Annotated in this window: 21 protein-coding genes; 14 read left to right on the forward strand and 7 right to left on the reverse strand. The window is 43.9% G+C overall.

Features of this window, described 5'->3' with window-relative positions; genetic code table 11:
• Positions 1-7 precede the first annotated feature (7 nt).
• Positions 8-1,201, reverse strand: coding sequence for a phosphoglycerate kinase (locus tag HY064_10805; protein MBI3511143.1), 1,194 nt, complete (start codon positions 1,199-1,201; stop codon positions 8-10).
• A gap of 173 nt (positions 1,202-1,374) precedes the next feature.
• Here HY064_10805 and HY064_10810 point away from each other — a divergent pair, with 173 nt between their 5' ends.
• The 6 genes from HY064_10810 (at position 1,375) to HY064_10835 (ending at position 6,493) form a co-directional block, all read left to right on the forward strand.
• The gene (locus HY064_10810) at positions 1,375-1,656 is read left to right on the forward strand and encodes a winged helix-turn-helix transcriptional regulator (protein MBI3511144.1); all 282 of its coding nucleotides are present in this window, start codon (positions 1,375-1,377) and stop codon (positions 1,654-1,656) included.
• Between the two features lies 1 nt (position 1,657).
• The gene (locus HY064_10815; GenBank protein ID MBI3511145.1) at positions 1,658-2,329 is read left to right on the forward strand and encodes an SdpI family protein; all 672 of its coding nucleotides are present in this window, start codon (positions 1,658-1,660) and stop codon (positions 2,327-2,329) included.
• An 18-nt stretch (positions 2,330-2,347) separates the two neighbouring features.
• Positions 2,348-3,481: a DNA polymerase III subunit delta gene (locus HY064_10820; protein ID MBI3511146.1), complete on the forward strand. Its 1,134-nt coding sequence runs from the start codon at positions 2,348-2,350 to the stop codon at positions 3,479-3,481.
• A 98-nt stretch (positions 3,482-3,579) separates the two neighbouring features.
• Positions 3,580-4,977, forward strand: coding sequence for a hypothetical protein (locus tag HY064_10825; protein MBI3511147.1), 1,398 nt, complete (start codon positions 3,580-3,582; stop codon positions 4,975-4,977).
• Positions 4,974-5,441: a gliding motility lipoprotein GldH gene (locus HY064_10830; GenBank protein MBI3511148.1), complete on the forward strand. Its 468-nt coding sequence runs from the start codon at positions 4,974-4,976 to the stop codon at positions 5,439-5,441. Before HY064_10825 ends, HY064_10830 begins: the two co-directional genes overlap by 4 nt.
• A gap of 107 nt (positions 5,442-5,548) precedes the next feature.
• Positions 5,549-6,493 carry an alkaline phosphatase family protein gene (locus tag HY064_10835; GenBank protein ID MBI3511149.1) on the forward strand — a complete coding sequence of 315 codons (945 nt, stop codon included), beginning with the start codon at positions 5,549-5,551 and terminating at the stop codon, positions 6,491-6,493.
• A gap of 6 nt (positions 6,494-6,499) precedes the next feature.
• Here the strand turns inward: HY064_10835 and HY064_10840 are convergent, their stop codons facing one another.
• Complete coding sequence (locus HY064_10840; protein ID MBI3511150.1) at positions 6,500-7,831, reverse strand: tetratricopeptide repeat protein; 1,332 nt, start codon at positions 7,829-7,831, stop codon at positions 6,500-6,502.
• Between the two features lie 121 nt (positions 7,832-7,952).
• On the opposite strand from HY064_10840, the gene HY064_10845 reads away from it, so the two are divergent.
• A complete protein-coding gene (locus tag HY064_10845; GenBank protein MBI3511151.1) occupies positions 7,953-9,491 on the forward strand; it encodes a glycine--tRNA ligase in 1,539 nt (512 codons plus the stop codon).
• 6 nt (positions 9,492-9,497) lie between these two features.
• Here the strand turns inward: HY064_10845 and HY064_10850 are convergent, their stop codons facing one another.
• Positions 9,498-10,112, reverse strand: a complete 615-nt coding sequence (locus HY064_10850; protein MBI3511152.1) for a 2OG-Fe(II) oxygenase — start codon at positions 10,110-10,112, stop codon at positions 9,498-9,500.
• 161 nt (positions 10,113-10,273) lie between these two features.
• Between HY064_10850 and HY064_10855 the strand changes: the two genes are divergently transcribed.
• From HY064_10855 to HY064_10865, 3 genes are all read left to right on the forward strand, one after another.
• The gene (locus HY064_10855; protein MBI3511153.1) at positions 10,274-10,624 is read left to right on the forward strand and encodes a class I SAM-dependent methyltransferase; all 351 of its coding nucleotides are present in this window, start codon (positions 10,274-10,276) and stop codon (positions 10,622-10,624) included.
• A complete protein-coding gene (locus HY064_10860; protein MBI3511154.1) occupies positions 10,584-11,024 on the forward strand; it encodes a hypothetical protein in 441 nt (146 codons plus the stop codon). Before HY064_10855 ends, HY064_10860 begins: the two co-directional genes overlap by 41 nt.
• A 365-nt stretch (positions 11,025-11,389) precedes the next feature.
• Entirely contained in the window at positions 11,390-12,274 is an 885-nt protein-coding gene (locus HY064_10865; protein MBI3511155.1) for a helix-turn-helix transcriptional regulator, read from the forward strand.
• Positions 12,275-12,303: 29 nt separating this feature from the next.
• On the opposite strand, the gene HY064_10870 is transcribed toward HY064_10865, so the two are convergent.
• Positions 12,304-13,014: a ComF family protein gene (locus tag HY064_10870; GenBank protein ID MBI3511156.1), complete on the reverse strand. Its 711-nt coding sequence runs from the start codon at positions 13,012-13,014 to the stop codon at positions 12,304-12,306.
• Between the two features lie 64 nt (positions 13,015-13,078).
• Here HY064_10870 and HY064_10875 point away from each other — a divergent pair, with 64 nt between their 5' ends.
• Both HY064_10875 and HY064_10880 read left to right on the forward strand, forming a co-directional pair.
• Complete coding sequence (locus HY064_10875; GenBank protein MBI3511157.1) at positions 13,079-14,017, forward strand: hypothetical protein; 939 nt, start codon at positions 13,079-13,081, stop codon at positions 14,015-14,017.
• A gap of 170 nt (positions 14,018-14,187) precedes the next feature.
• The gene (locus HY064_10880) at positions 14,188-15,033 is read left to right on the forward strand and encodes a hypothetical protein (protein MBI3511158.1); all 846 of its coding nucleotides are present in this window, start codon (positions 14,188-14,190) and stop codon (positions 15,031-15,033) included.
• Positions 15,034-15,164: 131 nt separating this feature from the next.
• Here HY064_10880 and HY064_10885 read toward each other — a convergent pair whose 3' ends face one another.
• Together HY064_10885 and HY064_10890 are read right to left on the reverse strand one after the other, a co-directional pair.
• Complete coding sequence (locus HY064_10885; protein MBI3511159.1) at positions 15,165-15,815, reverse strand: hypothetical protein; 651 nt, start codon at positions 15,813-15,815, stop codon at positions 15,165-15,167.
• A 180-nt stretch (positions 15,816-15,995) separates the two neighbouring features.
• The gene (locus HY064_10890; protein MBI3511160.1) at positions 15,996-19,484 is read right to left on the reverse strand and encodes a hypothetical protein; all 3,489 of its coding nucleotides are present in this window, start codon (positions 19,482-19,484) and stop codon (positions 15,996-15,998) included.
• A gap of 150 nt (positions 19,485-19,634) precedes the next feature.
• Here HY064_10890 and xth point away from each other — a divergent pair, with 150 nt between their 5' ends.
• Positions 19,635-20,405 (forward strand): exodeoxyribonuclease III, encoded by a 771-nt coding sequence (xth, locus tag HY064_10895; GenBank protein ID MBI3511161.1) that lies wholly within the window; start codon positions 19,635-19,637, stop codon positions 20,403-20,405.
• A 186-nt stretch (positions 20,406-20,591) separates the two neighbouring features.
• Positions 20,592-22,370 carry an ABC transporter substrate-binding protein gene (locus tag HY064_10900; GenBank protein MBI3511162.1) on the forward strand — a complete coding sequence of 593 codons (1,779 nt, stop codon included), beginning with the start codon at positions 20,592-20,594 and terminating at the stop codon, positions 22,368-22,370.
• Between the two features lie 51 nt (positions 22,371-22,421).
• On the opposite strand, the gene HY064_10905 is transcribed toward HY064_10900, so the two are convergent.
• Positions 22,422-23,132 (reverse strand): hypothetical protein, encoded by a 711-nt coding sequence (locus HY064_10905; GenBank protein ID MBI3511163.1) that lies wholly within the window; start codon positions 23,130-23,132, stop codon positions 22,422-22,424.
• Between the last annotated feature and the right edge of the window lie 70 nt (positions 23,133-23,202).

Here is a 23,202-nt window from a genome sequence, read left to right on the forward strand (position 1 = left end):
AAAAAATTCAGGCATTCACCGCTTCCACACCCGGCAGCGTTCCGGCTTCAATATACTCAAGAAGTGCGCCGCCACCGGTAGAAACATAACTTACTTTTTCTGTGAGATTGTATTTATTGATCGCCGCAACAGAATCGCCGCCACCGATGAGTGAATAGGATCCGTTTGAAGTTGCAGCGACGATCGCATCGGCAGTAACTTTGGTTCCGTGTGCAAAATTCTCCATTTCGAAAACGCCCATTGGCCCGTTCCAGAGAATTGTTTTTGAATTCCTGATCACGCCGGAATAAATCTTTTCTGTTTCTGCACCGATGTCGAGCCCCATCCATTCGTCAGGAATATTTTTTACATCGCAGGTTTTCCGGTTTGCATCGTTGGAAAAACTATCGGCACACACCGCATCGACAGGAATGTAAATATTCACTCCGAGTTTTTTTGCATCGTTGAGGATCTTTATCGCATTCGGAATGCGATCTTCTTCCACCAGCGATTTCCCGATCTTACCACCGAGTGCTTTTACAAATGTGAAAGCCATTCCGCCACCGATGATGATGTTGTCGGCTTTTTTCAGGAGTTGTTCGAGAATGAGAATTTTATCGGAAACTTTTGCCCCACCCATAATGGCAGTGAATGGCCGGGAAGAACCATTCAGCACTTTATTCACGCTTTCAATTTCTCCCGACATAACAAATCCAAAACATTTTTTATCTGGAAAAAATCGGGCGATCACGGCCGTGCTTGCGTGCGCGCGGTGCGCAGTGCCGAACGCATCATTCACATAAATATCTCCGAGTGCGGCGAGTTCTTTTGCGAAACTAACGTCGCCCTTTTCTTCCTGTTTGTAAAAGCGGAGATTTTCCAGCAGGAGAATTTCACCGTTCTTCAATTCAGCCGCCGCTTTATTTGCATTTTCACCAATGCAGTCATTTACGAATTGAATATTCTTCACGCCGGTAAGTTCTGCGAGATGTTTCACTAAATGCTTCAGCGAATATTTTTCAGAAGGGCCTTCTTTCGGCCGGCCGAGATGCGACATTAAAATACAGGAACCGCCATCAGCAAGTATTTTTTTTATCGTGGGCACAGCCGCGCGCATACGCGTATCGTCGGTGATAGTGAAATGCTCATTGAGCGGAACATTGAAGTCCACGCGGATCAGCGCTTTTTTGCCAGCGAAATTAAAATCATTCACAGTTTTCATAAGAGAGAAATGGAATGCAAATTTAAGATTTTACAATGAAAGAATGGGTTCCCTGACTTTGGCTCCGATGGTCATCGCCCGCCGAAAATTTATCGGGCTGAAGGTCAGTTTTATAGAAAAATTATTATTTAGATGTTTGTCTAATTATACAAATATACTATATCTTTGAACCGATGAACATTTTATTCAAGGCGCTTGACGATCCAACAAGAAGAGAAATATTGGAAATGCTACGCAAGAAAGACAGGACAGCTGGCGATATTGCCGATGCATTCACGATCAGCAAACCGAGTATTTCACATCACCTCGACCTGTTGCGGCAGGCGAATCTTGTGATCTCGATCAGGGAGGGGCAATTCGTCCGGTATTCGCTCAATACTACGGTCTTCGACGAAATGCTTTCCTGGGTAATGGGATTCACCGATAAAAAAAAGAAAAACAAAAAAAATAAATAACATGGAAACAAAATTTTCTTTAAAACGCGAATGGATGTTGTGGCTGGTCATTCTCTCACCACTGATCCTCATTCTTGCAAAATGGAATGCCTTTCCTGAAAGAGTGCCCACACACTGGAATGCCTCCGGAGAAGTGGATGACTATGGAAACAAGTGGTCGCTCTTACTGCTTCCGGGAGTGAACCTCGGAGTTTATGCGCTGCTGCTTGTTCTTCCGAAAATAGATCCGCGCAAAAAAAATTACGACCTCTTCTCCGGCGCGTATTTTCTCATTCGTGTTTCACTTGCAGTATTGTTCTGCATTATAGCATTCGTCACGTGTCTCGTTTCGCTGAAAGTAAAATTAGATGTTGGACTCATTGTGCAGTTGTGCCTGATCGGATTGATGCTGATCATGGGAAACCAGTTCGGAAGGATACGCACAAATTTCTTCGTCGGCTTCCGCACACCCTGGACGCTCAGCAATGAAGAAGTGTGGGTGCGAACACATCGCTTAGCAGGAAAACTCTGGGTGATAGGCGGACTGCTCATGATACCCGGATTATTTTTTCTTCCCCAGAAATTTCAGCTCTATAGTTTTTTCCCCATTATCATTCTCGTGGCTATCATTCCCATTGTGTATTCCTGGAAAATTTACAGGGACATTACGAACAAACAGCAAAGTGTCAAATAAAGTTATTTTTGCGTGATGATGTTCCGCGATGTAATAGGTCATGAAGAAGTTAAACAACGGCTGGTGCAATCTGTTCTGCAGAAAAGAATCAGCCATGCACAACTTTTTTTCGGAAAAGAAGGCGCGGGCGCACTTCCGCTCGCACTCGCATACGCGCAATACATTCATTGTACCAACAGAACAGAAAACGATTCGTGCGGCGAATGTTCATCATGTAAAAAACACAAAAACTTCGTTCATCCCGATGTACATTTCGTTTACCCGATTGCTATTTCGAAAGATATTCGCGTAAGCGCACACCTGATCAGGCAATGGAGAGAAGCACTGAATGAAAATCCGTACATCACACTCGACGAATGGTTCGATAAACTGGATGCGAAAAATAAACAGCCGGTTATTGCGGTAGATGAAAGTGCGGAGATCCTGCGCAAATTAAGTCTCACATCTTACGAGGGAGAATTCAAGATCATGATCATCTGGGAAGCGGAGAAAATGAATGCTGCCGCCGCCAATAAATTACTCAAGATCATAGAAGAGCCGCCCGACAAAACACTTTTCATTCTCACTACTGCCGAAGAAGACCAGTTGTTGCGCACCATTGTGTCGCGCACACAACTCATAAAAATTCCACCGATCACCGACAGTGATATGCGTTCTGCACTGATGCAGCGTTTTTCTCTTTCGTCCGTTGATGCGGAAAAGATGACCTTCCAGGCCGACGGAAGTTTTGCCGCTGCAAAAGAAATTCTCGATCGCAATGAACACGCTGCGTTCAATCTTTCCACTTTCCAGAAATGGATGCGGGCGTGTTTGAAATTCGATGCGCTCCGGATTTTACCATTGGTGGAACAGCTCGCTGGAGAAAAACGTGAACGGCAGAAACAATTCATCCAGTACGCACTTGAACTTGTCCGCGAATCGCTCATCATGAATTACGGCGACTCCACGCTCGTGCGACTGTCGGGAGAAGAACTTGAATTCATCACAAAATTTTCACCATTCATTCATGCGGCCAATGGAAAATATTTCATCGAGATGTTTGACACCGCGGTTCAGCATTTGGAGCGCAATGGAAATCCGAAAATGATCTTCATGGACATTTCTTTCAAAGCAAATGAACTCCTCAACATTCCCAAGCCGGAGGCGGTTTAACGTTTTCTAACCCGTTAAAACCTGTATTTTTGTTCTAAGACAACGGGAAAAATTTTTCCGCGTTTTTTCATTGTTGAACTTAATTTTCCATAAATAAAATGTCGTGTAGTGGTTGTTCTTCGGGAAGAGGATGCAGTACATCTGTAAGCGGAGTTCCTACCGGCTGCAGGAGCAATGGCTCGTGCGGAACGGGAGGATGCAATAAGCTGAATGTTTTCGATTGGCTCGCGAATATGGAATTGCCTTCCGGGCAGAAAAGTTGTGATGTTGTGGAAGTGCGTTTTAAAAACAGCCGGAAAGAATTTTTCCGCAATGTGAATGATCTTTCGCTTGCGACCGGTGAAGTGATTGCCGTGGAAGGATCGCCCGGGCATGATATAGGCACCGTTTCCATTGTTGGTGAGTTGGTGAAAGCGCAGTTGGCAAAACGAAATGTGAAAGCAGAAGATCCCACGCTGAAAAAAATTTACCGCAAAGCAAAGCAGGCCGATGTGGACAAATGGAAAGAAGCGCAGGCGCTCGAACAGGAAACCATGATGCGCTCGAGAAAGATCGCACTCGATCTTGGATTACAAATGAAGATCAGCGATGTGGAATTTCAGGGCGATAAAACGAAAGCGATATTTTTTTACACAGCAGATGAACGCGTCGATTTCCGCGAGCTGATAAAAATTCTTGCCGAACAATTTAAGATAAGAGTGGAAATGCGCCAGATAGGCGCGAGGCAGGAAGCAGCACGTCTCGGCGGAATTGGTTCCTGCGGAAGAGAATTGTGTTGCGCAACATGGCTGAATGATTTCCGTTCAGTAACAACGAGCGCTGCACGTTACCAGCAGTTGTCGCTCAACCCGCTGAAACTTGCAGGACAATGCGGAAAATTAAAATGCTGCCTGAATTACGAATTGGATTCTTACCTCGAAGCGATCCGCGATTTTCCGCAAGCGATCGATATTGAAACGGTCCGCGGAAAAGCGCGTCACCAGAAGACAGATATTTTCAAAGGCATTATGTTCTATTCTTTTGTCGATGAGCCCGACCAGTTCATTCCGCTCACGAGCGCGCGCGTGAAAGAGATCATCGAGATGAATAAGCGCGGAGAAAAACCTGCGGAGACCGGCGCTGTGAAAAAAGAAAAAGAAGAAGCGGTGAAACAACCCGATTTCGAAAATGTAGTAGGGCAGGACAGTCTCACGCGTTTCGATCAGCAGCAACGAAATAAGAAAAATAAAAGAAATCAGCAGCAGAACAGACCGCAGCCCGTCCGACCGGGTCATCCGGGCGGGCAGAAAAATAATCCGCAGCAACAGAATAAATCGCAGCAAAGAAATCCGAATCAGCAGAAAGGACAACAGCAACGCGGGCAACAACGGAATCCGAATCAGCAAGACCGGAATCAACAGGATCGGAATCAACAAAACCGCAACCAGGATCGCCCGAACAGGAATCAGCCGCCAGCAGCTCCGCCGCCACCCGATTCACCGCCACCATTTGTATGAGAACGCGATTTTTTTTTCTGTTTCCATTTTTAGTTATTGCACTTTTCAGTTGCGACGACAAATTACTTTTTGAACAGAACCAGGAAGTGAACGGCACAGCGTGGGATGTGAAGCAGCATCTTGTTTTTGATTTTGATGTTCCGGACACCGTCACGAAATACAATTTCTATTTCAACATACGCAACACCGACGAATATCCTTTCAGTAATATTTATGTTTTCTTCCACACAAAATTTCCCAATGGGAAAATGGGAAATGATACGGTAGAATTTCCATTGGCAGATGAAACGGGTCACTGGTTGGGAAAAGGGCAAGGCGACCTGCACGATTGTCGTTTGGTTTTCCGCCAGGGCGTTCGTTTTCCACTTGCCGGAAAATATCACATGGAAGTGGAGCAGGCCATGCGTATGGAAGAGTTGCCGGGAATAAAAAATGTGGGAATAAGGATAGCAAGAGCGGAGTGAGCGGGATTAATCCTGTGTTGCGTTGATCTGAACGCGTATGATTTCATTGGTATTTTAATGGGAATAAACCCTCTTTTCATTAACTTTGAATATACCCCCCATTGCCCATGAAGAACATCCTCAAAATTGTTTTTCTTTTTGCCGGGTTGTGTTTTATCACAACCTGCAGGCGTGATACGCAAACAGGCCCGCAATACAAAACCAAACACGTGATCGTGATCGTGGTCGATGGAGCGCGCTATTCGGAAACCTGGGGCGACAGTACGCAGCAGTATATTCCTTTCCGCCGCGGGCAATTGTATAATGAAGGAGTAGTACTTAACAATTTCCGCAACAACGGTTACACGTGGACGAGCGCGGGGCATGATGCGATGTGCACGGGTTACTATGAGCCACTTGACAATGGCGGAAATCAATTGCCGCAATATCCATCCATGTTCCAGTATTACCGCAAAGCAACGGGAGCGCCAATGGAAAAAACATGGGTCATCACTTCGAAAGATAAATTATTTGTGCTTGCTAATTGCCGTGATGCATCAATGCAGAGTTTGTACACGCCAAGTTACGATTGCGGAGTAGCAGGGCCATTCACCGGTTACCGCCACGATTCAATTACGTATCAGAAGATCATCAGCACATTCACTCAATATCATCCTGATCTTATGCTTGTGAATTTCCGCGAACCGGACTGGTCGGGCCACCAGGGAGTATGGGCGAATTACACAGCGGGAATTGTGAGTACCGATCATTACATCGCGCTCATCTGGAATTATCTTCAGAATGATCCGTATTACAAAGGCACCACCACTTTAATTGTTACCAATGATCATGGCCGCCATCTCGATAATGTGTATGATGGATTTGTTTCACATGGCGACGGATGCGAAGGTTGCCGCCATATTGAATTCATTGCTGCAGGACCCGATTTCCGTCATGGCGAAACATTGAATTATGATTATGAGCAAATAGATATTCCGAAAACAATTGCAGAGTTGATGCAATTCGATATGCCGACGGGGAATGGAAAAGTGATGAGGGAATTATTCAAATAGTACTCGCTACTCACCACCCCTTAGCCGCTTCAGCGTTTTCTCAATGAATTTTTCGGTGGGCAGGTGCGATTCCTGTATCCGTTTTGCGTACTGAATACTTGCGGTGATCTCCTCATTTTTTTCTTCCACGATCACTTTTTGTTTTTCGATGATCTGTTTCTGACGGCGGGTTAAACGGAAACGATTCAGGATGAATGCGAGAAAAATAAGCACCATGACAAGCCCGGCCGATACGGCGATGATGATGAATCCCTGTTTTCTTTTTTCCGATTCTGCAAGCGCCTGTTGTTTCTCCGTGTCTTTTTTCAATGCGAGTTTATCATTCTCATACTGGAAACGCATTTCCATTTTTTCCATATTGTGTTTTCCTTCTTCGTTCGAAAGCGAATCGCGCGCAGCAATATATTCCTGATAAAACTTCAGCGCTTTCATTCCGTCTTTCATTCCCGCATAAATTTCGCTGAGTGAACTGCAGGCCGCTTTTATTCCTTCGAGATCGCCGATCTCCCTTGAAATACCGAGTCCGTCGAGTTCATACTGCTCGGCTTTCTCATATTCTTTTTTAGCAAGGTAAAGATCACCGATGTTGGTGAGCGATGTGGAAATGCCGATCTTATCATTGATCTCCTGGCGGATGTAAAGTGAACGCTGAAAATAATTCAGTGCGCGATCAAGATCGTTTCTCAATTCAAATAAGGCGCCGAGATTATTATAAGTGTTGGCCATTCCTCTTTTATTATTCACGCGCATACTCAGATCAAGCGCCTGGCGATAATAGAAAAGCGCTTTTGCAGTATCGCCTTTATTCTTACAAACGATGCCAATGTTATTCAGCGATCCCGAAATTCCAACCGTGTCTTTGCGTTGTTTCTGAATGTCGAGCGCTTTCATGTAATACTCGAGCGCTTTATCCAGGTTCGACTGGTACCAGTAAATAATTCCAATGGAGTTATTCGTTGCAGCGATCTTCACCAGGTCATTCGAACTGTCGGCATAAGCGAGACATTTGAATTCCATTTCCAGCGCTTTCGTGTAATCGCCGAGATCAAGATAAATTGTTCCGAGATCGGAAGTGGCCTGGAAAATTCCGCGCATGTAGTGTGCGCCCTGCGCCACCGCAAGTGCGTGCTCGGCATTTTTTCTCGATTGAACGGAACTATCGACGCTCATGTATTCTTTCGAGAGATGCAGCAATACTTCCACGTAAGCAGAATCACTTTTTACACTATGCAGCGCATTCTGCAGCGAATCGATCATTTTGGTTTGCGCAGAAATATTTCCCGGAATAAGACAGGGAAGCAGGATCAGAAAAAATACAGCTGGCCGGATGAATTTCATTCATGGAAAGATAATAATTAGTTGGGAGTTGGGAGTTGGGAGTACGGATGGAAGAAATTGCCATTTATTTTTTTCCCGGCTCCTGACTCCAAACTCCATCCTCCCAACTATCTTTGCGATCATGGCCAATCAGGAAGATCTTTTCAAAAATATTATTTCTCATTCGAAGGAATACGGATTTATTTTTCCATCGAGCGAAATTTACGACGGGCTCAGCGCAGTTTATGATTATGGCCAATATGGAGCGGAACTGAAAAAAAATATCCGCGAATACTGGTGGAGAGCCATGGTGCAGCTTCACGAAAATATTGTGGGAATAGATGCGGCCATTTTCATGCATCCAACCATTTGGAAAGCTTCCGGCCACGTGGATGCATTCAACGATCCGCTCATTGATAATAAAGATTCTAAAAAACGGTATCGCGCCGATGTGCTGATAGAAGATGCGATGGCGAAAGTGGAAGACAAAATAAAAAAGGAAGTAGAGAAAGCTGCGAAACGTTTCGAGAATTTCGATGAGAAAATGTTTCGCTCCACGAATGCGCGTGTGGTGGAATACCAGAAAAAAATTGACGATACCAATGCGCGTTTCAAAGCTGCGATGGAAGCGAATGATATGGAGGCGATGAAACAGATCATCATCGATCTTGAAATTGTTTGTCCGGTAAGCGGAAGCCGCAACTGGACTGATGTGCGTCAATTCAATTTAATGTTCGCTACACAACTTGGATCTGTTGCTGAAGATTCGAATACGATTTATCTCCGTCCGGAAACTGCGCAGGGAATTTTTGTGAATTTTCTCAATGTGCAGAAAACGGGACGAATGAAAATTCCGTTCGGCATTGCACAAACAGGAAAAGCGTTCCGAAATGAAATTGTTGCGCGGCAATTTATTTTCCGCATGCGCGAATTCGAACAGATGGAAATGCAGTTCTTCGTGAGGCCCGGAACAGAAAGCGAATGGTATGAAAAATGGAAAGCGGCACGAATGAACTGGCACCGCTCATTGGGATTTCCGGAAAACAAATATCGTTTTCATGATCATCTCAAACTCGCGCATTATGCAAAAGCGGCATGCGATATTGAATTTGAATTTCCATTCGGATTCAAGGAATTGGAAGGAATTCATTCGAGAAGTGATTTTGATCTTCGGCAGCACGAACAATTCTCCGGAAAAAAATTACAATACTTCGACCCGGAACTGAATCAAAGTTACGTTCCGTACGTTGTGGAAACTTCCATCGGGCTCGACCGCATGTTTCTCGCTATGCTCTCGCACGCATACACGGAAGAAAAACTTAATGACGGGAGCGAACGCGTGGTAATGAATTTTCCTGCATTTCTCGCACCCATCAAAGCAGCCATTCTTCCATTGGTGAATAAAGATGGATTGCCCGAAAAAGCAAATGAGATCATCGGCCTTTTAAAATTCGATCACCTCATCACGTCAGAAGAAAAAGATTCTATCGGAAAACGTTATCGCCGCCAGGATGCCATAGGAACGCCATACTGCATCACCGTCGATCACCAGACTTTAACTGACAACACAGTTACCATTCGTGAAAGAGATACGATGAAACAGGAACGAATGGCCATTGAACAATTACCGAAAATCATTGAAGAAAAAGTGAGCATGAAAAATGTACTGAGAAAATTGTAATCCTCCCTAACGGTAATGCGGCCCTGCTATCCATCCCACAATTGACATTCTTGTTCCTTTGGTGACCGGCGTAACGCGATGCAATCCGAAAGAAGGAAAAATAATTGCAGTTCCTTTTGATTTTGTTGCGGTGAAAGGATCCTGGTTGATCATAAATTGTAAATCGCCTCCTTCATATTCATTTTCATCGCACAACTGAACGGTAATGGAAAGTTTGCGGTTCGATACATCGCCTGCGCCGAAATCCATGTGCCAGTCGAAAAAATGTCCTTCACTGTATTTCGCCAGTTGCAATTCGGTTTGATAACCGGCGATGTCGAACTTGTAGCGGTTCGCATTCGCCTGCTTGCATGCGAGCGCGAGGCGATCATAGATCCAGTCGGTGTCTGGCCCGGGCGGAAGGAAAATAATTTTCGACTTGCGCAGATTTTCTTTTTCCGATTGTTTTCCCGATTCATTCACTTTAGCATCGATCACTTTTTCTTCATCCCACATCGCGCGGATCGCTTCCACTTCATCGTCTTTAAAAAGATTTTTGTACCAGACATAATCGGCAAATTCATGGTTGAGTTCACTGCGTTTGAGTGGCGGAAGATTTTTCAGCGGTTTGATTATCGGCATTGGATAGCGAATTACAGATTTTAGGGATATGCGAATATACGAATGGAAGATGGAGGTTGGACTTATTCCACTAATGGGAAATGATGCATTGCCCGAATACCAAAACCAAGTGCATCTTCCATCCCCCATTCGTATATTCGAAGATCCGTAATTCGTAAAACATGAATGTTAATCACTGGGACAACCTCGCTAAAACTTTTGAAAAAGACATCACGAGTTCATTGCACGACGATAAAACGGAAACACTTTTTAAAACGCTGAAAAAATATATTTCGAAAAAAGATGTGGTTGCCGATTATGGTTGTGGTGTAGGCGGATTCGTTCCTTTTCTTTCTTCCATTTCAAAATTTGTTTCGGCAAGCGATTTTTCTCCGAAGTGCATTGCAGTTGCTTCGCGCAAACACCGGAAAATTAAAAACGCAGAATTCTTTGTACACGATCTCACCAAACCGCTGAAAAAAAAAATGCGATGTGGCTGTCGCTGCGAATGTGCTGATCTCACATCAACCTGAATTGCTGAAGAAAATGATCGCGACAGTTTCCGGTACGATCCGCAGGGACGGACATTTTATTTCTGTGATCCCTTCAATGGAATCCATTCTTTTCGTTTACCAGAAATTAATTGAGCTGAGAATTGCTGCGGGCTATACTTCCGCACAAAGCAGAAATTATGTCGGCAATAAAATTAAAAAAGATTTTATTTCACTTACTGATGGCGTAGTGAAAGTGGGCGATGTTCCCACTAAACATTTCATTGGCGAAGAATACGAATCGCTCCTCGCGCAGAATAAACTGCAGGTGGTGGAGCGAACGAAAGCGCAATACGGATGGGAAACCGAAATGGACGATGTGCCAAAAAATCTGAAAGGGCCGCATCCGTGGGATTGGATTTTTGTAGCGAAGAAAAAATAATCCTCCTTCACTGTAGTTTCGGCGGACAAGTGTGCTGATGTGATTTTCTCTAAAAAAGTTCAGAAAAAAAATCCGCGCTAATTTGTGGCTAAAAAAAACAGCGACCGGTTCCCTTCCGATCGCTGCAACTGATGTGCTGAGCGAATGTTGAACAAAGACCTCATTCACCCACTGCCTAATTATCCAGCCAGTTGGCTGAACCCAAAACCCCTTTGGAATTATGCAGTTCACAAATCTATTGCTGTCAGTTACAAAAGCGTATTCAGATTTTAGCAAATTATTTGCTAATCTTGACGCATTGCTGTAACATAGCAGACAATTAAGATTAAAATTGCATCATTAATGTTCCTGATTTTACCAATACGATGAAAGCACTTCCCTTCAAAATTCCACTTAATGGCGATAGTACGATCATCGTGGAAGAAGAGATCGAGCAGTATTTTTACACCTATCTCCATCAGCATAATGAAGTGCAGCTAACGTGGATCCTCAAAGGTGAAGGAACATTACTTGCCGGAAATTACACCGGCCATTTTGGTTCGGGAGATATTTTTTGGTTCGGCCCCAATCAGCCGCACGTTTTCCGTTGCGATCCTATTTATTTCACCAACAAAAACTGGCTGAAAGCGCAGAGTATTTCCGTTTACTTCGACGTTTCTGAAACAAAAAATATTCTTGCCAATCTTCCGGAACTGGAAGGCCTCAAACAATTTGCTGTTCGTTCTGTGCGCGGATTCAGAATTGAGCCGGATGATTATGTGGCAATGACCGAAGCGTTCCTGCGCATACGCGTGCAGAGTGGAATCCAGAAACTCACTGCATTTCTCCAACTGATGGATCTTGCACTCAATCACAGCAAACATCTTCCGCTTTCCGATGAACCCGTTGGCCACCAGCTCACGGAAAAAGAAGGATCGCGTATGCATTCCATTTACGATTTCACTTTAAAAAATTTCAGCAAAGAAGTGAGTGTGGGTAACGCCGCCGAAGTCGTGCACATGACGCCCGAAGCATTTTGCCGCTTCTTTAAAAAGCATACACGCAAAACGTATGTTACTTTTCTCAATGAAGTGCGGGTGGAACAGGCGTGCCGGAAATTAAAATCGGCCGACGATAAACTCGTTGCAGAAATTGCCTACGCCTGCGGATTCGGAAATGTATCACACTTCAATCGCGTGTTCCGGAAAGTAACGGGCAAAACTCCGCGCGAATACCAGGCGCATGCGGCCGCAAGGGAAAGAGTACGGTAATGAGTTGTCAGCGGCAGTTAACAATCGAATCAATCTCTGGCAGATGCCAGTGAAACCACCGACAATTTAACGCCTTCAATTTTCAGTAAGGGAATTGCGCACGCTTCGATTGTCGCGCCGGTGGTGATCACATCATCCACAAGAATGAGATGTTTCCCTTCTAATTTTTCTTTTTCTCTTACCACAAAAACATCTTCCACATTTTTCCACCGCGCTTCACGGCTTTTTCTTGTTTGTGTATCGGTTGCATCCAATCGCAATAAAATATTTTCTTTCATTGGAATTTCAAGCCCTTCTGCAAGTCCTTCCCCGAAACAGGCCGCCTGGTTGTATCCTCGTTTTCTTAATTTTTTATAATGCAGAGGAACCGGAATTACCAATGAAGCGTTGTTAAACGGCGTTAATTCTTTCAGTTCATTTCCAAAAATTCTTCCGGACACAATTCCCGCATCACGCCTTCCGTTGTATTTCAGACGATGGATTAGTTCCTGCACATTTCCTCCCTGCGAAAACAGGTAACACGAAACGGCCGCTTCGAGTTTCAACCGGCCCCAGAAAACTTTTGCCACCGGATTTTCATTGGGGAAAAGCTCATCGCCCGAGCGCGGAAGAGTCAAATGACAAGCCGTGCAAATAGATCTTTCATTCTTTACCAGCGCAGCATTGCACGCCGCACAGAGTGAAGGATAAAAAAGACTAACAAAGCCCTGTGTATATTGTTTGATGGCAGCCGATGGCATAAAAGCGTAATTTTGTTGCAAATAAAGGGAATATTTTTTGCTGAATAAAACAGCGAACATTCAAATGGAAGATCAACCAAAAAAAGAAAAGGAAAAAGGCAACGGAAAGATCCATGCCATTTATCTCACGATCATTTTTCTGCTCGCAGGACTATGTGTTTTCCTTTCATTCCGTTACAAAGAATTGAAAACGATCGTTGCCACACACGAGATCACCATTGAACAGGTGGTGAAAGAACGCGACAATGTGAAAACCGATCTGCAGGAACTCCGCACACAATACGACGCATTGCAAACCGACGACAAGAATCTGAATGCAGAACTCGATGCAAAGAAAAAATATATCGACTCACTTCTCGTCGTTGCCGACAAACACCAGAACGATGCTTACATCATTGCAAAACTGAAAAAAGAAACGAATACACTGCGCGAGATCATGAAAGGGTATGTGCGTACCATCGATTCGCTTAACCAACTCAACGGAAAACTCATTGTGGAAAAACAGGAAGTGCTCACACAACTCGATAAGGAAAAAGATAAATCAAATCAAATTCAAACTGATAAAGACAAACTGCAGAACCGCATTGATCGCGCTGCCATGCTGAGTACGCTCAATGTAAAAGCAGTGGGAGTGAAGTCGTCGAAGAATGGAAAAAAAGATACCGAGACCACGAAAGCGGGTAAAGTGGACAAGATCAAAGTCACGTTCGATATTGCGGATAATGATCTCACCGTTGCGGGCAACAAAGATATTTTCATTCGCGTCATTCAACCCGATGCGCAGGAAATGACCGAATCGAAAGATGCTGATCACCAATTTTCATTCGGACAAACCACGGCCTACTTCGCTGCAAAAAAAACCATCGATTACGAAAATCAACCGATGACCGCGCTCGTGAATTGCCACGTTGCAAAAGATACCACGCTTCCTCCGGGAAAATATATCATCGAGATCTACGCTGACAAAGTGATGATCGGTACGTGCGGGCTGGTGCTTGAATAGCAACCTTCGACCCATTCGACAGGCTCAGGGCTTAGTCTGACAACTATTACTGACAACTGATTAGGAGCGCAACTGCAGTGTTTCAAAAAACCTTCTTCCCGGCTATCCGGTCGACGGAGCTCCCTGCTATCGGGCTATGCGCAATAAGTTCTTAGCAGCAAAATCAGTTCGTGACTTCCAGTGGACGTTGTGGCTTTTTGCGAGTCTTGCGTTATAGAATAAATTCAGCAATGCAACGAGTTTTTATTTTATTCCTCTTTTTGATTTCAACTGATTTGTTTTCACAAGAGACGAGTGAAGGGACACTCGTTTTCCAAACCGAAATTGATTCTTTACTAATTCATGCGTGGAAAAATCATTCCGAATCAGTGACCATGATCATCAAATCTTCTCAACGCCCTCACGAAAGATCCTGGAAAGAAAAGATCAAGTGGAGGTTCTTCAATGACTCACTGGTTGAACAGAAATTTGGGCTCAGAAATAAGTGTTACGGCGTTATTCGGAATGATGAAATTTTTGAATATGATTTGGACAAAAACGAAGTTATCAAATATGGAAATTCCATAACTCGAGACTCTTCAGGATATACTATTATTGAATCTGATTATGATGATGAGCGTTGTAAGTCTGTATCGGATTCGGCCAGGAAAAATACCACATTTCTTACCGAATTCTCGGATGGAAGAAAGCTCTATTCGACATCGCGTCCGCTTACAGACAGCTCAGGCGTCACAAGGCAATACAACATCCGAAACGACTCTTTGATACTTTTTCAGGAAATAACAGGAATTAAATCTGTCAGTATTGATCATTATTCTCAAACGCAAATATGGATCGTCCATAATTATTTTCCATATGATTTTAATTGCGCTATCGATACAGAAAATGCAATTACGACATACAAGTTTGATTCTCATGGAAGATTGATTGCCGCACATAGGGTCGTCTCTTCTATTCCATGTAATTATGAGGGGTCTGAAACGGATGAAATGAATATTATCTACAAACCCGACTGACCAACCGCTTCTCACATTTTCCACAGACCAAATTTTTTTTCGCAAAGTCTGATTAGGTCGCAAAGTAATTTCTCCGTGAACCTCTGCGCCCCCGCGGCTCTGCGGCAAAAGTGTCCCACGGATTTCACAGATCATTTCTCACGAAAGAAACAAATTCCATTGTAAAAATACGTTACGATCAAAGGGTCAGAAATTTTGCCGAAGATCTCTTCACCAAAATCATTACAATTTCCTGTTTGCTTGAGGACGATCTTCCCAGGTGTGATCGCAAGTGTATAATGATCACACTCATTATCCATTTCCCCGCCATCGCCAGACCATTGGATGTGACTGAAATAATTTTCGACAGAAAACAGAAGAACCATATTATCCGGATTGATGAGAAATACCGTTTCCTGCTTTTCACCCCAACCATCGCCAGAAGTTCTATTCGTATTACCAATCATAGAAACAAATCTTAAAAGCAATTCCTTATTCCCGATCGTATCAAACATTACTCTCTGAGCCTTGTAAAAGCTGGCACTTCCAGCTATTTCAGGAAGAGCATAAATATTCCATACACTATCAACTTTCATTGCTATTGAATAAGAATATTCCCACGTTCCGCTATTTAATTCTACCAGGTAACAATGTGGCTTATAAAATGTGTCCACGAAATCTATTTTCAAACTATCCAGATTCTTCACCACCATTTTCTGCATAAGAGCAGATCGAACGGTATCCGGAAAATTAAAATAGTCACTGTCGCTTTGTCCGAAAACAGGCACAAACAGAAGGCTCAACGCAAATATGAAAATTGCCCTTTTCATCATCTCAAAGCTATTTATTCAAATAGGAAAAAACATCCTTTTGAAAAAACTGTCCCATACAAACCAACAACTGTCAACAGAAAACTGACAACTGCTTTCCCCGCCTACAAATTTCTCATACAGATCTCACAGATAATCTTCTCACACCATTAACTAAAAAATCGCTCTCACCTGCGCTGTTCCGGAATGCACCACGATCGATCCCGGAGTTTTTCTTCCTTCATACCCCAATGTCAATTGAAGATTTGTCGCGAGTGAACGCTGCCACGTAATACGCCACGTAAAATTTTCTCCCGGCTTCAGCCCTTCTAGCATGTCATAGCCAACTGAAGAATTCACTACGCCGGAATAAGTGATGCGGTAATAATTTCCTTCGGCAACAAAACTTCCTTTCGAAAGTTTACTCAGTTTTACTTCCGTTCCGAATTTCTGCACCACCGCATTTTCATTTCCATATTCCGGAAGATTTTTTTTCATGGAGTAACGATAACTGAAACTCACGCGGAAAGTAGTACCGGGCTGAATGCTGAATTTATTTTCTGTTTCGGTGTAATGAATTCGATAATTTCTCGTGGAAAAAAATTCGGAAGAACTGCTCTTGTGTCCGTCGCGCAGATCATTCACCAGCGAAAGTGATTTCGTCATGTTCCAGCGCACGTGCACATCATGATACGTGTTCGCGCGCGACTCGAGCCCGTTTGTAAGCAAATTTTTTCCGCGCACATCCTGGTACGTATGTTCTATTCCGAATTTACTGCTGAGCTGGTTGAACGTAATCGTGTTTCTTATTGTGGAATTCAGCGTCACGAGTTGCGTGTCGCGCGCGTCATCCACCGTGGGCACGTAAATGTGCGCGGGATCGTTGCTCATTGTTTTCCGGTCTACGCGGTACGAAGCCATATCGGAAAATTTTCCCGCAAATCCTTTTACGCCTTTTTCATTCGCCCATTTCACAGCAGGTTTTAAATTTAAACTCTGGCTGAACTGATTCGTGTAAACTTTCACATATTGATTCGTGGGAGTGAAAACACGGATGTAATTTGCCTGGTCGCTGTACAACGCCGTTTCAAATTCATTCAGTTGTTTCACGCCATCGCCATTGTAATCGGTCCACGTGTAACTTCCCTGCCCTGCCGGAACTTCTATGTAGGAATATTCTTTTTTCACTTCGAGTCCCGAACCGGTTTCGTAAAAAGTGGTAGTGCTCACCACTCCTTTCCACATTCGCAGATTATATTCTGCTCTTCCCACAACTGTATTATCCGGTTGTTGCGAAGTGAGCAGCGGAGAATTGATATCGAGTTTCCTGTAACTCGCCGTTACACGAAGATCACGATCAGGATTTTTTCTCATCTCTACTGTACTCCCGAAATTTTCTGCGAACGTAGCGCGCGAGAGTGATGCGTGATCAGGAAGAAGATCGCTGCGTTGTTTGTAAAAAAAAGTCAGTGTGCGTTTCGAAGAATCGTTGTAATTGAGATCACCTTCCCATTCGAAAAATCCTGCGCTTGGCAAAATGAGCGAATCATTTCCTGCGCGCACTGAACGATTCATTTCCTGCGATTCAGATCCGGCAACGCTCCATTTTTTATAGATCGCTCTTGTAATTTTTACATTCTGACGGATGAAAGAACTGTTGCCGAAAATTCCGGTGGTCTCCAGCACACTTGCTTTTCCGGTCACAGAAGTTTTTTTATCGGCCCAATTCACATTCACCGCATTTTTCGCTCCGCGGAAAGCAGTTCCTTCATCGAACATGGAATAATCATAACCGATGACATTTGATTTTTTTCCTTTGAGATCGAGCGAAACGCCGGCGAGATGCTGATCGGCAGTGGGAATGTGCGGCGTAGAATTTCCGTAACCGAAATTCCAATCGCGTTCGAATTCCACAGGACGGAATCTTTCGATCGGCGAAAAATAACGGCTCACGTATTCGTAGTGCGCCTGCACGCCGAGGTGTTGCGAACTTCCCATCGTGAATTCATTGGTGTATTTTAAATTTCCTCCGTATCCTTTATCATCCTGCGAATCAAAAGGAGAAAAAGTATTCTGATCGAAGGAAGAGTAGGCGAGTTCGGTTTCAAATTTTCCAAGCGAAGTAGGCAGGGTTCCTCCCAATGTCACCATTTGTTTTTTCTTCGGCGTGATCAGGAGAATGACCGGTTCATAATCTCCCTGCAGAACTCCGTTCACCGGCGCTATCCAGCGAAAAGTTTTTCCATTGGCAGAAGTGGAATACTGCACATAATTTCCATTGTGTAAACCCACGTATGAAAAACTCAAACGGAAATGCGCGCTGTCGGGAGAAATGGAATACACATACACATTGGAATAAAGAATGCTGTTCACGAGCGTATCGGTCTTTTTATACAAAACTTTATCGCCGGAAAAAGCAACGCTGTCAATTCCGGGAACCACGGCATGCAAAAGTGTATCACCTACCGCCGCCATTTTTAATTTGTCATCATCGGTCAATGTTTGTTGCAGCGGTTGATTTTTTGCATCCTGTTCTGAATAGGCATTGAGCCGCACAGAAAATCCTTTCACATCATATTCAATTCCCGTGGTGGCGAGCGTGCGCGAATAATTCCTGTCGCTGTACTGGAATTCTACCGTAATGCGTTTGTCCTTCGTGATGAGTTGTTTCGCTGTAAAAGTGATCTCGCCTGTGTTGTAATTGATGGTGTAATCATTTTCCTGTCCGCGCATCAATTGTTTTCCGTCAATGAAAACTTTTTCTGTTCCGGAAAGAATCACAATGAAAAATTCATTTTCCGCTCCGTGCAACCGATACGGCCCCTGGTTTCCTTCGATGCCCTGGATCACATTGCGTGCAAATTTCCCTTTTGAGAGCGCAACACTTCCGCTCACTTTCAGAATTCCGGAAGAATCTTTTTTTGCTGCGTTAAGAATATGTTGTTCGGAAGTGACCATCAGTCCCTGTCCGCGTTTGTTGTAATTCATGAAATAAGAACTGGGCCGCGTGGCAGTGAAATCTCCCGCAATGAGTTTTGTTCCTTTTCCCGAAAGCTGGATATAAACTTTGTCGAACTCCTGCAATTGCTGCGTGGTACCGTCGGGCTGAATAGGAAGATTATCATCCGTGGCCACCATCGTAAGATCGACATCATCAGAAATTTTTCCGCTGAGCTGGAGGTTGAGGCTGGAGTTCACAGAAACATCGCGCGTATTCCCGAATGTAATTCCCCTCGAAAGACTTCCGCTTTTATTGAGTCCGCCCATAGCGAACGGATCATCCAGTGTTGTTTCCCCGGGTTTATAGAGGAACGGATCAATGCGGTTATCGGGTTTGGAGGTGAAAGTCTTTTCGTCCTTGTGCGAATTTGATTTCGTGAACAGCAATGGATAAACGGCATAATGCACCTGCAGATCATTGTGCGGTGCATTTGCAGAAAGAACAAGTTCTGCTTCAGCAGGAAGCAATTTGTATTGGGTGGAATCTAATTTTTTTCCGTTCGACGATATCTCGAAAGTAGTTGCAACAATACTGAGTGTGTCGAGTGTAACGGTGTCTGATTTTGCAGCGATGGATTTATCCCGCCACGATGAAGCCTGCGCAGAAATTTTTCCCGCAGCAAAGAGCAGGAAGAAAAAAAACAGAAAAACTTTTCGCCGCATCGATGTAAAATTAAAGGTAGTGCATTATCTAAATACCAAATCTCAAATTCCGGACTAACTCGATTGACTCTTGGAATTTGAGATTTGAGATTTGGAATTTGTGGCTTTGCTTTCTGCCTATCTTTCGGGGCTACTGTTAAACGTTTACGAATGAAAAAAATTATATCCTACAATGTAAATGGCATTCGTGCTGCGCTCAATAAAGGATGGATAGACTGGGTAAAAAAAAATTCGCCTGATATTATTCTTCTTCAGGAAATAAAAGCGGAGCCGGGACAGCTCGATCTTTCTGTTTTCGAAAATGCAGGATACAAACATTGCTACTGGAATCCGGCAGAAAAAAAAGGATACAGCGGTGTGGCTATTCTTTCAAAAACAAAACCCGATCATATTGAAATCGGTTCTGGAAATAAAAAATACGATTCGGAAGGAAGAATGCTGCGCGCCGATTATGGCGATGTTTCAGTGATGAGTTTATACCTCCCCTCCGGTACAACGGGCGATGTGCGCCAGGATTTCAAATATGAATTCATGGATTTTTTTCAGCAGTACATTGACAAGCTGAAGAAAAAAAGGATGAAGCTCATCATTGGCGGAGACTGGAACATCTGCCACAAACCGATCGACATTCACAATCCGGTGAGCAATGCAAAATCATCCGGTTTTCTTCCCGAAGAAAGAGCGTGGATCGGAAAATTCATTAACAGCGGATTCATTGATTCATTCCGTCATTATCATCCCGAACCACATCAGTACACGTGGTGGACTTTCCGCGCGAATGCACGTGCGCGTAATCTCGGGTGGCGCATCGATTATCACATGATCAGTGCTGCATTGGAAAAACAATTGCGATCAGCTTCCATTATGCCCGAAGTAAAACATTCTGATCATTGCCCCATTTCAGTGGAAGTGGAATTCTGAATTTTTGATTTTTGGGTTTGGGAATTTGAATTTTTGGGTTTGGGTAGTTTCCCTCTGAAATTCTCCTGATCTTCTACCCGTTTTTCGCCGATCTATAGTGCAGAAAGCGAATTCCCCAATTTTTCCAGTGCAAAAGGTAATTTTCCGTATTTTAGGCGCTGATTCCTGAAAAACGCTAATTCCACTATGAAAAGCTTAAAAATTTCCCTGGCGATCTCCCTGCTTGGTTTAGCCCTTGTTTACAGTTGCGGAGACGATAACCAGAACGATGGCAAAAATCTTGTCGCTAAGGGCCCCGTAAAATATGGCGGAGTTTTCAAGATGAATGAGACGGAAGATTTCCGGACACTTTTTCCGCTGAACATTGTGGATATTGTGAGCGGCCACATAGGCGCACAGGTGTACGAAGGCATCGTGAAGTTCAATCCGAAAGATCTCACCATCATGCCGGGTATTGCTTACAAATGGGAAATTCTCGACAGCGCCAAACATTTTGTTTTTCATTTGCGCAACAATGTTGTTTTTCATGATGACCCATGCTTCGCTGGTGGCAATGGACGCGCATGTACTGCAGCCGATATTAAATATTGTTTCGACAGGATCTGCACAGTTTCTCCAAACAACCAGCATTTTCCCGATACGTTCAAAGACCGCGTTGTAGGTGCGAATGATTATTTTGCTTCCACGGAAAAAAACAGTCCGCTCGCAGGAGGAGTTTCGGGTATAACCGCTCCGAATGATTCTACCATCGATATCCGTTTGAGCGGACCAATGCCCGGCTTCCTGAATATTCTTGCTACACAAGGTTGCTGGATCTACGCGAAAGAAGCATTTGCAAAATATGGCGAGGACATGCGCATTCATTGTGTGGGAACGGGACCATTCAAAGTGAAAAGCATCAGTGAAGGAGATGCAGTGGTACTCGAAAGAAATCCGAAATACTGGGCAATTGATCAATATGGCAATCGCCTGCCTTATCTTGATAATGTGGAATTTAAATTCATCAAGGACAAACGTTCCGAGATCATTGCATTCCGCAGCGGAGACCTCGATATGGTTTTCCGTTTACCGGTAGAAATGGCGAAAGATATCATGGGAGAACTCTCCGGTGCTAAAGACCATGCAGCCGATTTTACTATACAGAGCAACGAAGCGATGAGTTTGACGTATTACGGATTCCAGGATAAATTACCACCGTTCAATAATTCTCTTGTTCGACAGGCATTCAATTATGCGATCAATCGCCAATACATTGCAGAAAAAGTTCTACAGGGCGATGCAACACCTGCCATCTACGGAGTTGTTCCTCCGTGTTTGCCGGGATACGATTCAAAAACTATCGTTGGATATACTTATGATCCTGATAAAGCGCGTAAACTTCTTGCGCAGGCAGGATATCCCGGTGGAAAAGGATTTCCCGATATCACTTTGCAGATCAACAGCGGCGGTGGCGACAGAAATCCTATGACTGCAGATTATGTCGTGAATCAACTGAAAGAAAATCTCGGCATTTCTGTTCATGTTACACAATTGCCATTTGCAGAACATCTCGAAACTCTCGAAACAGGAAAAGCACTTTTCTGGCGTACGGGTTGGATCGCCGATTATCCCGATCCGGAAACTTTTCTTACGATTCTCTATGGAAAACATGTTCCGGCGAAACTTGAAGAACGCGAATCGATCAACTCAGTTCGTTATGTGAGCGCAACTTTTGATTCGCTTTATGAAGCAGCATCAAAAGAAGCAGATCCGGTGAAACGCCTCGATCTTTTTCATCGCGCAGATCAGCAGGCGATGAATGATGCGGCGCTCATGCCGATCTATTATGAAGTGAATGATCGTCTCGTGCACAAGAATGTGCGCGGATTCGATATTAACCCAATGGAATATCGCGATATGACCTTTACCTGGTTTGATAATGATGATGATAAAGGCGCTACGAAAAAAGACACCACCTCAAAATAATTTCAGAAAAAAAAATAATTAAAGATCCTCTGCAGAACGCGGGGGATTTTTTTATGCTGCTTTCAGTTCGCGCAGCAATTTTCTTTTTGCGATCGGGAGAAAAGTTTCTTCCATCGGAATCCGGAATTTCGATTCCATGGCGTAACATGCAGGATTCGGAAGATCGCGGAATTCTTCCAGCATGCGGAGTTTGATCTGTTCGTAGCCCGATAAAAACCCGGAGTCGTACGTGCGCACATAATGCGTGTGCATGCCGCGGAATTTATCGCCGGCTTCTTCGAACAGCGTGATGGAATAAGAATAAACGCGTGTTTCCGAAGTTGCGTTGCGGAGAAAAATATATCCTTCGTTCACATGAATGGGAATGATGCCGACCGAATCCATTTCAATTCCCTGCTCCAGAAAATCGTAGATCTGTTTTCCTTCCCGCAATCCTTCTTCAAAACGCGGAATGGAAAAATCGATGATGGAATTTATTTCACTCATCAGTTTATCATCCTCCAGCAAATGTTCGAATTTCAATTTGAGATCTTCCGCATCCAGGCCGGTAACGCGTTTTGGAAATTGTGAAAATAACTGCGCTTTATTATCACGCAACTGCAGCGTGGTGCGGTAGTGTTCCAGCAATTCAGAAAGAGGCGGAAAAAGTTTGTTGGCGCGGAATGATTCTTCCACGTGCTGTATCCATGCCAGCAACACGTATTTTTTATATTCGAAATCCACCGTCTTTTCGGTGATCCAGTCTTTATTGAGTTTTTTCATTGTAAACGGGCATACTTCTTGCTCCATTAACGCAAATTCATTGAAACAGGTTTCAGATTGAAATCTACAA

The sequence above is a fragment of the Bacteroidota bacterium genome (assembly GCA_016194975.1).
Taxonomy (GTDB): Bacteria; Bacteroidota; Bacteroidia; order Palsa-965; family Palsa-965.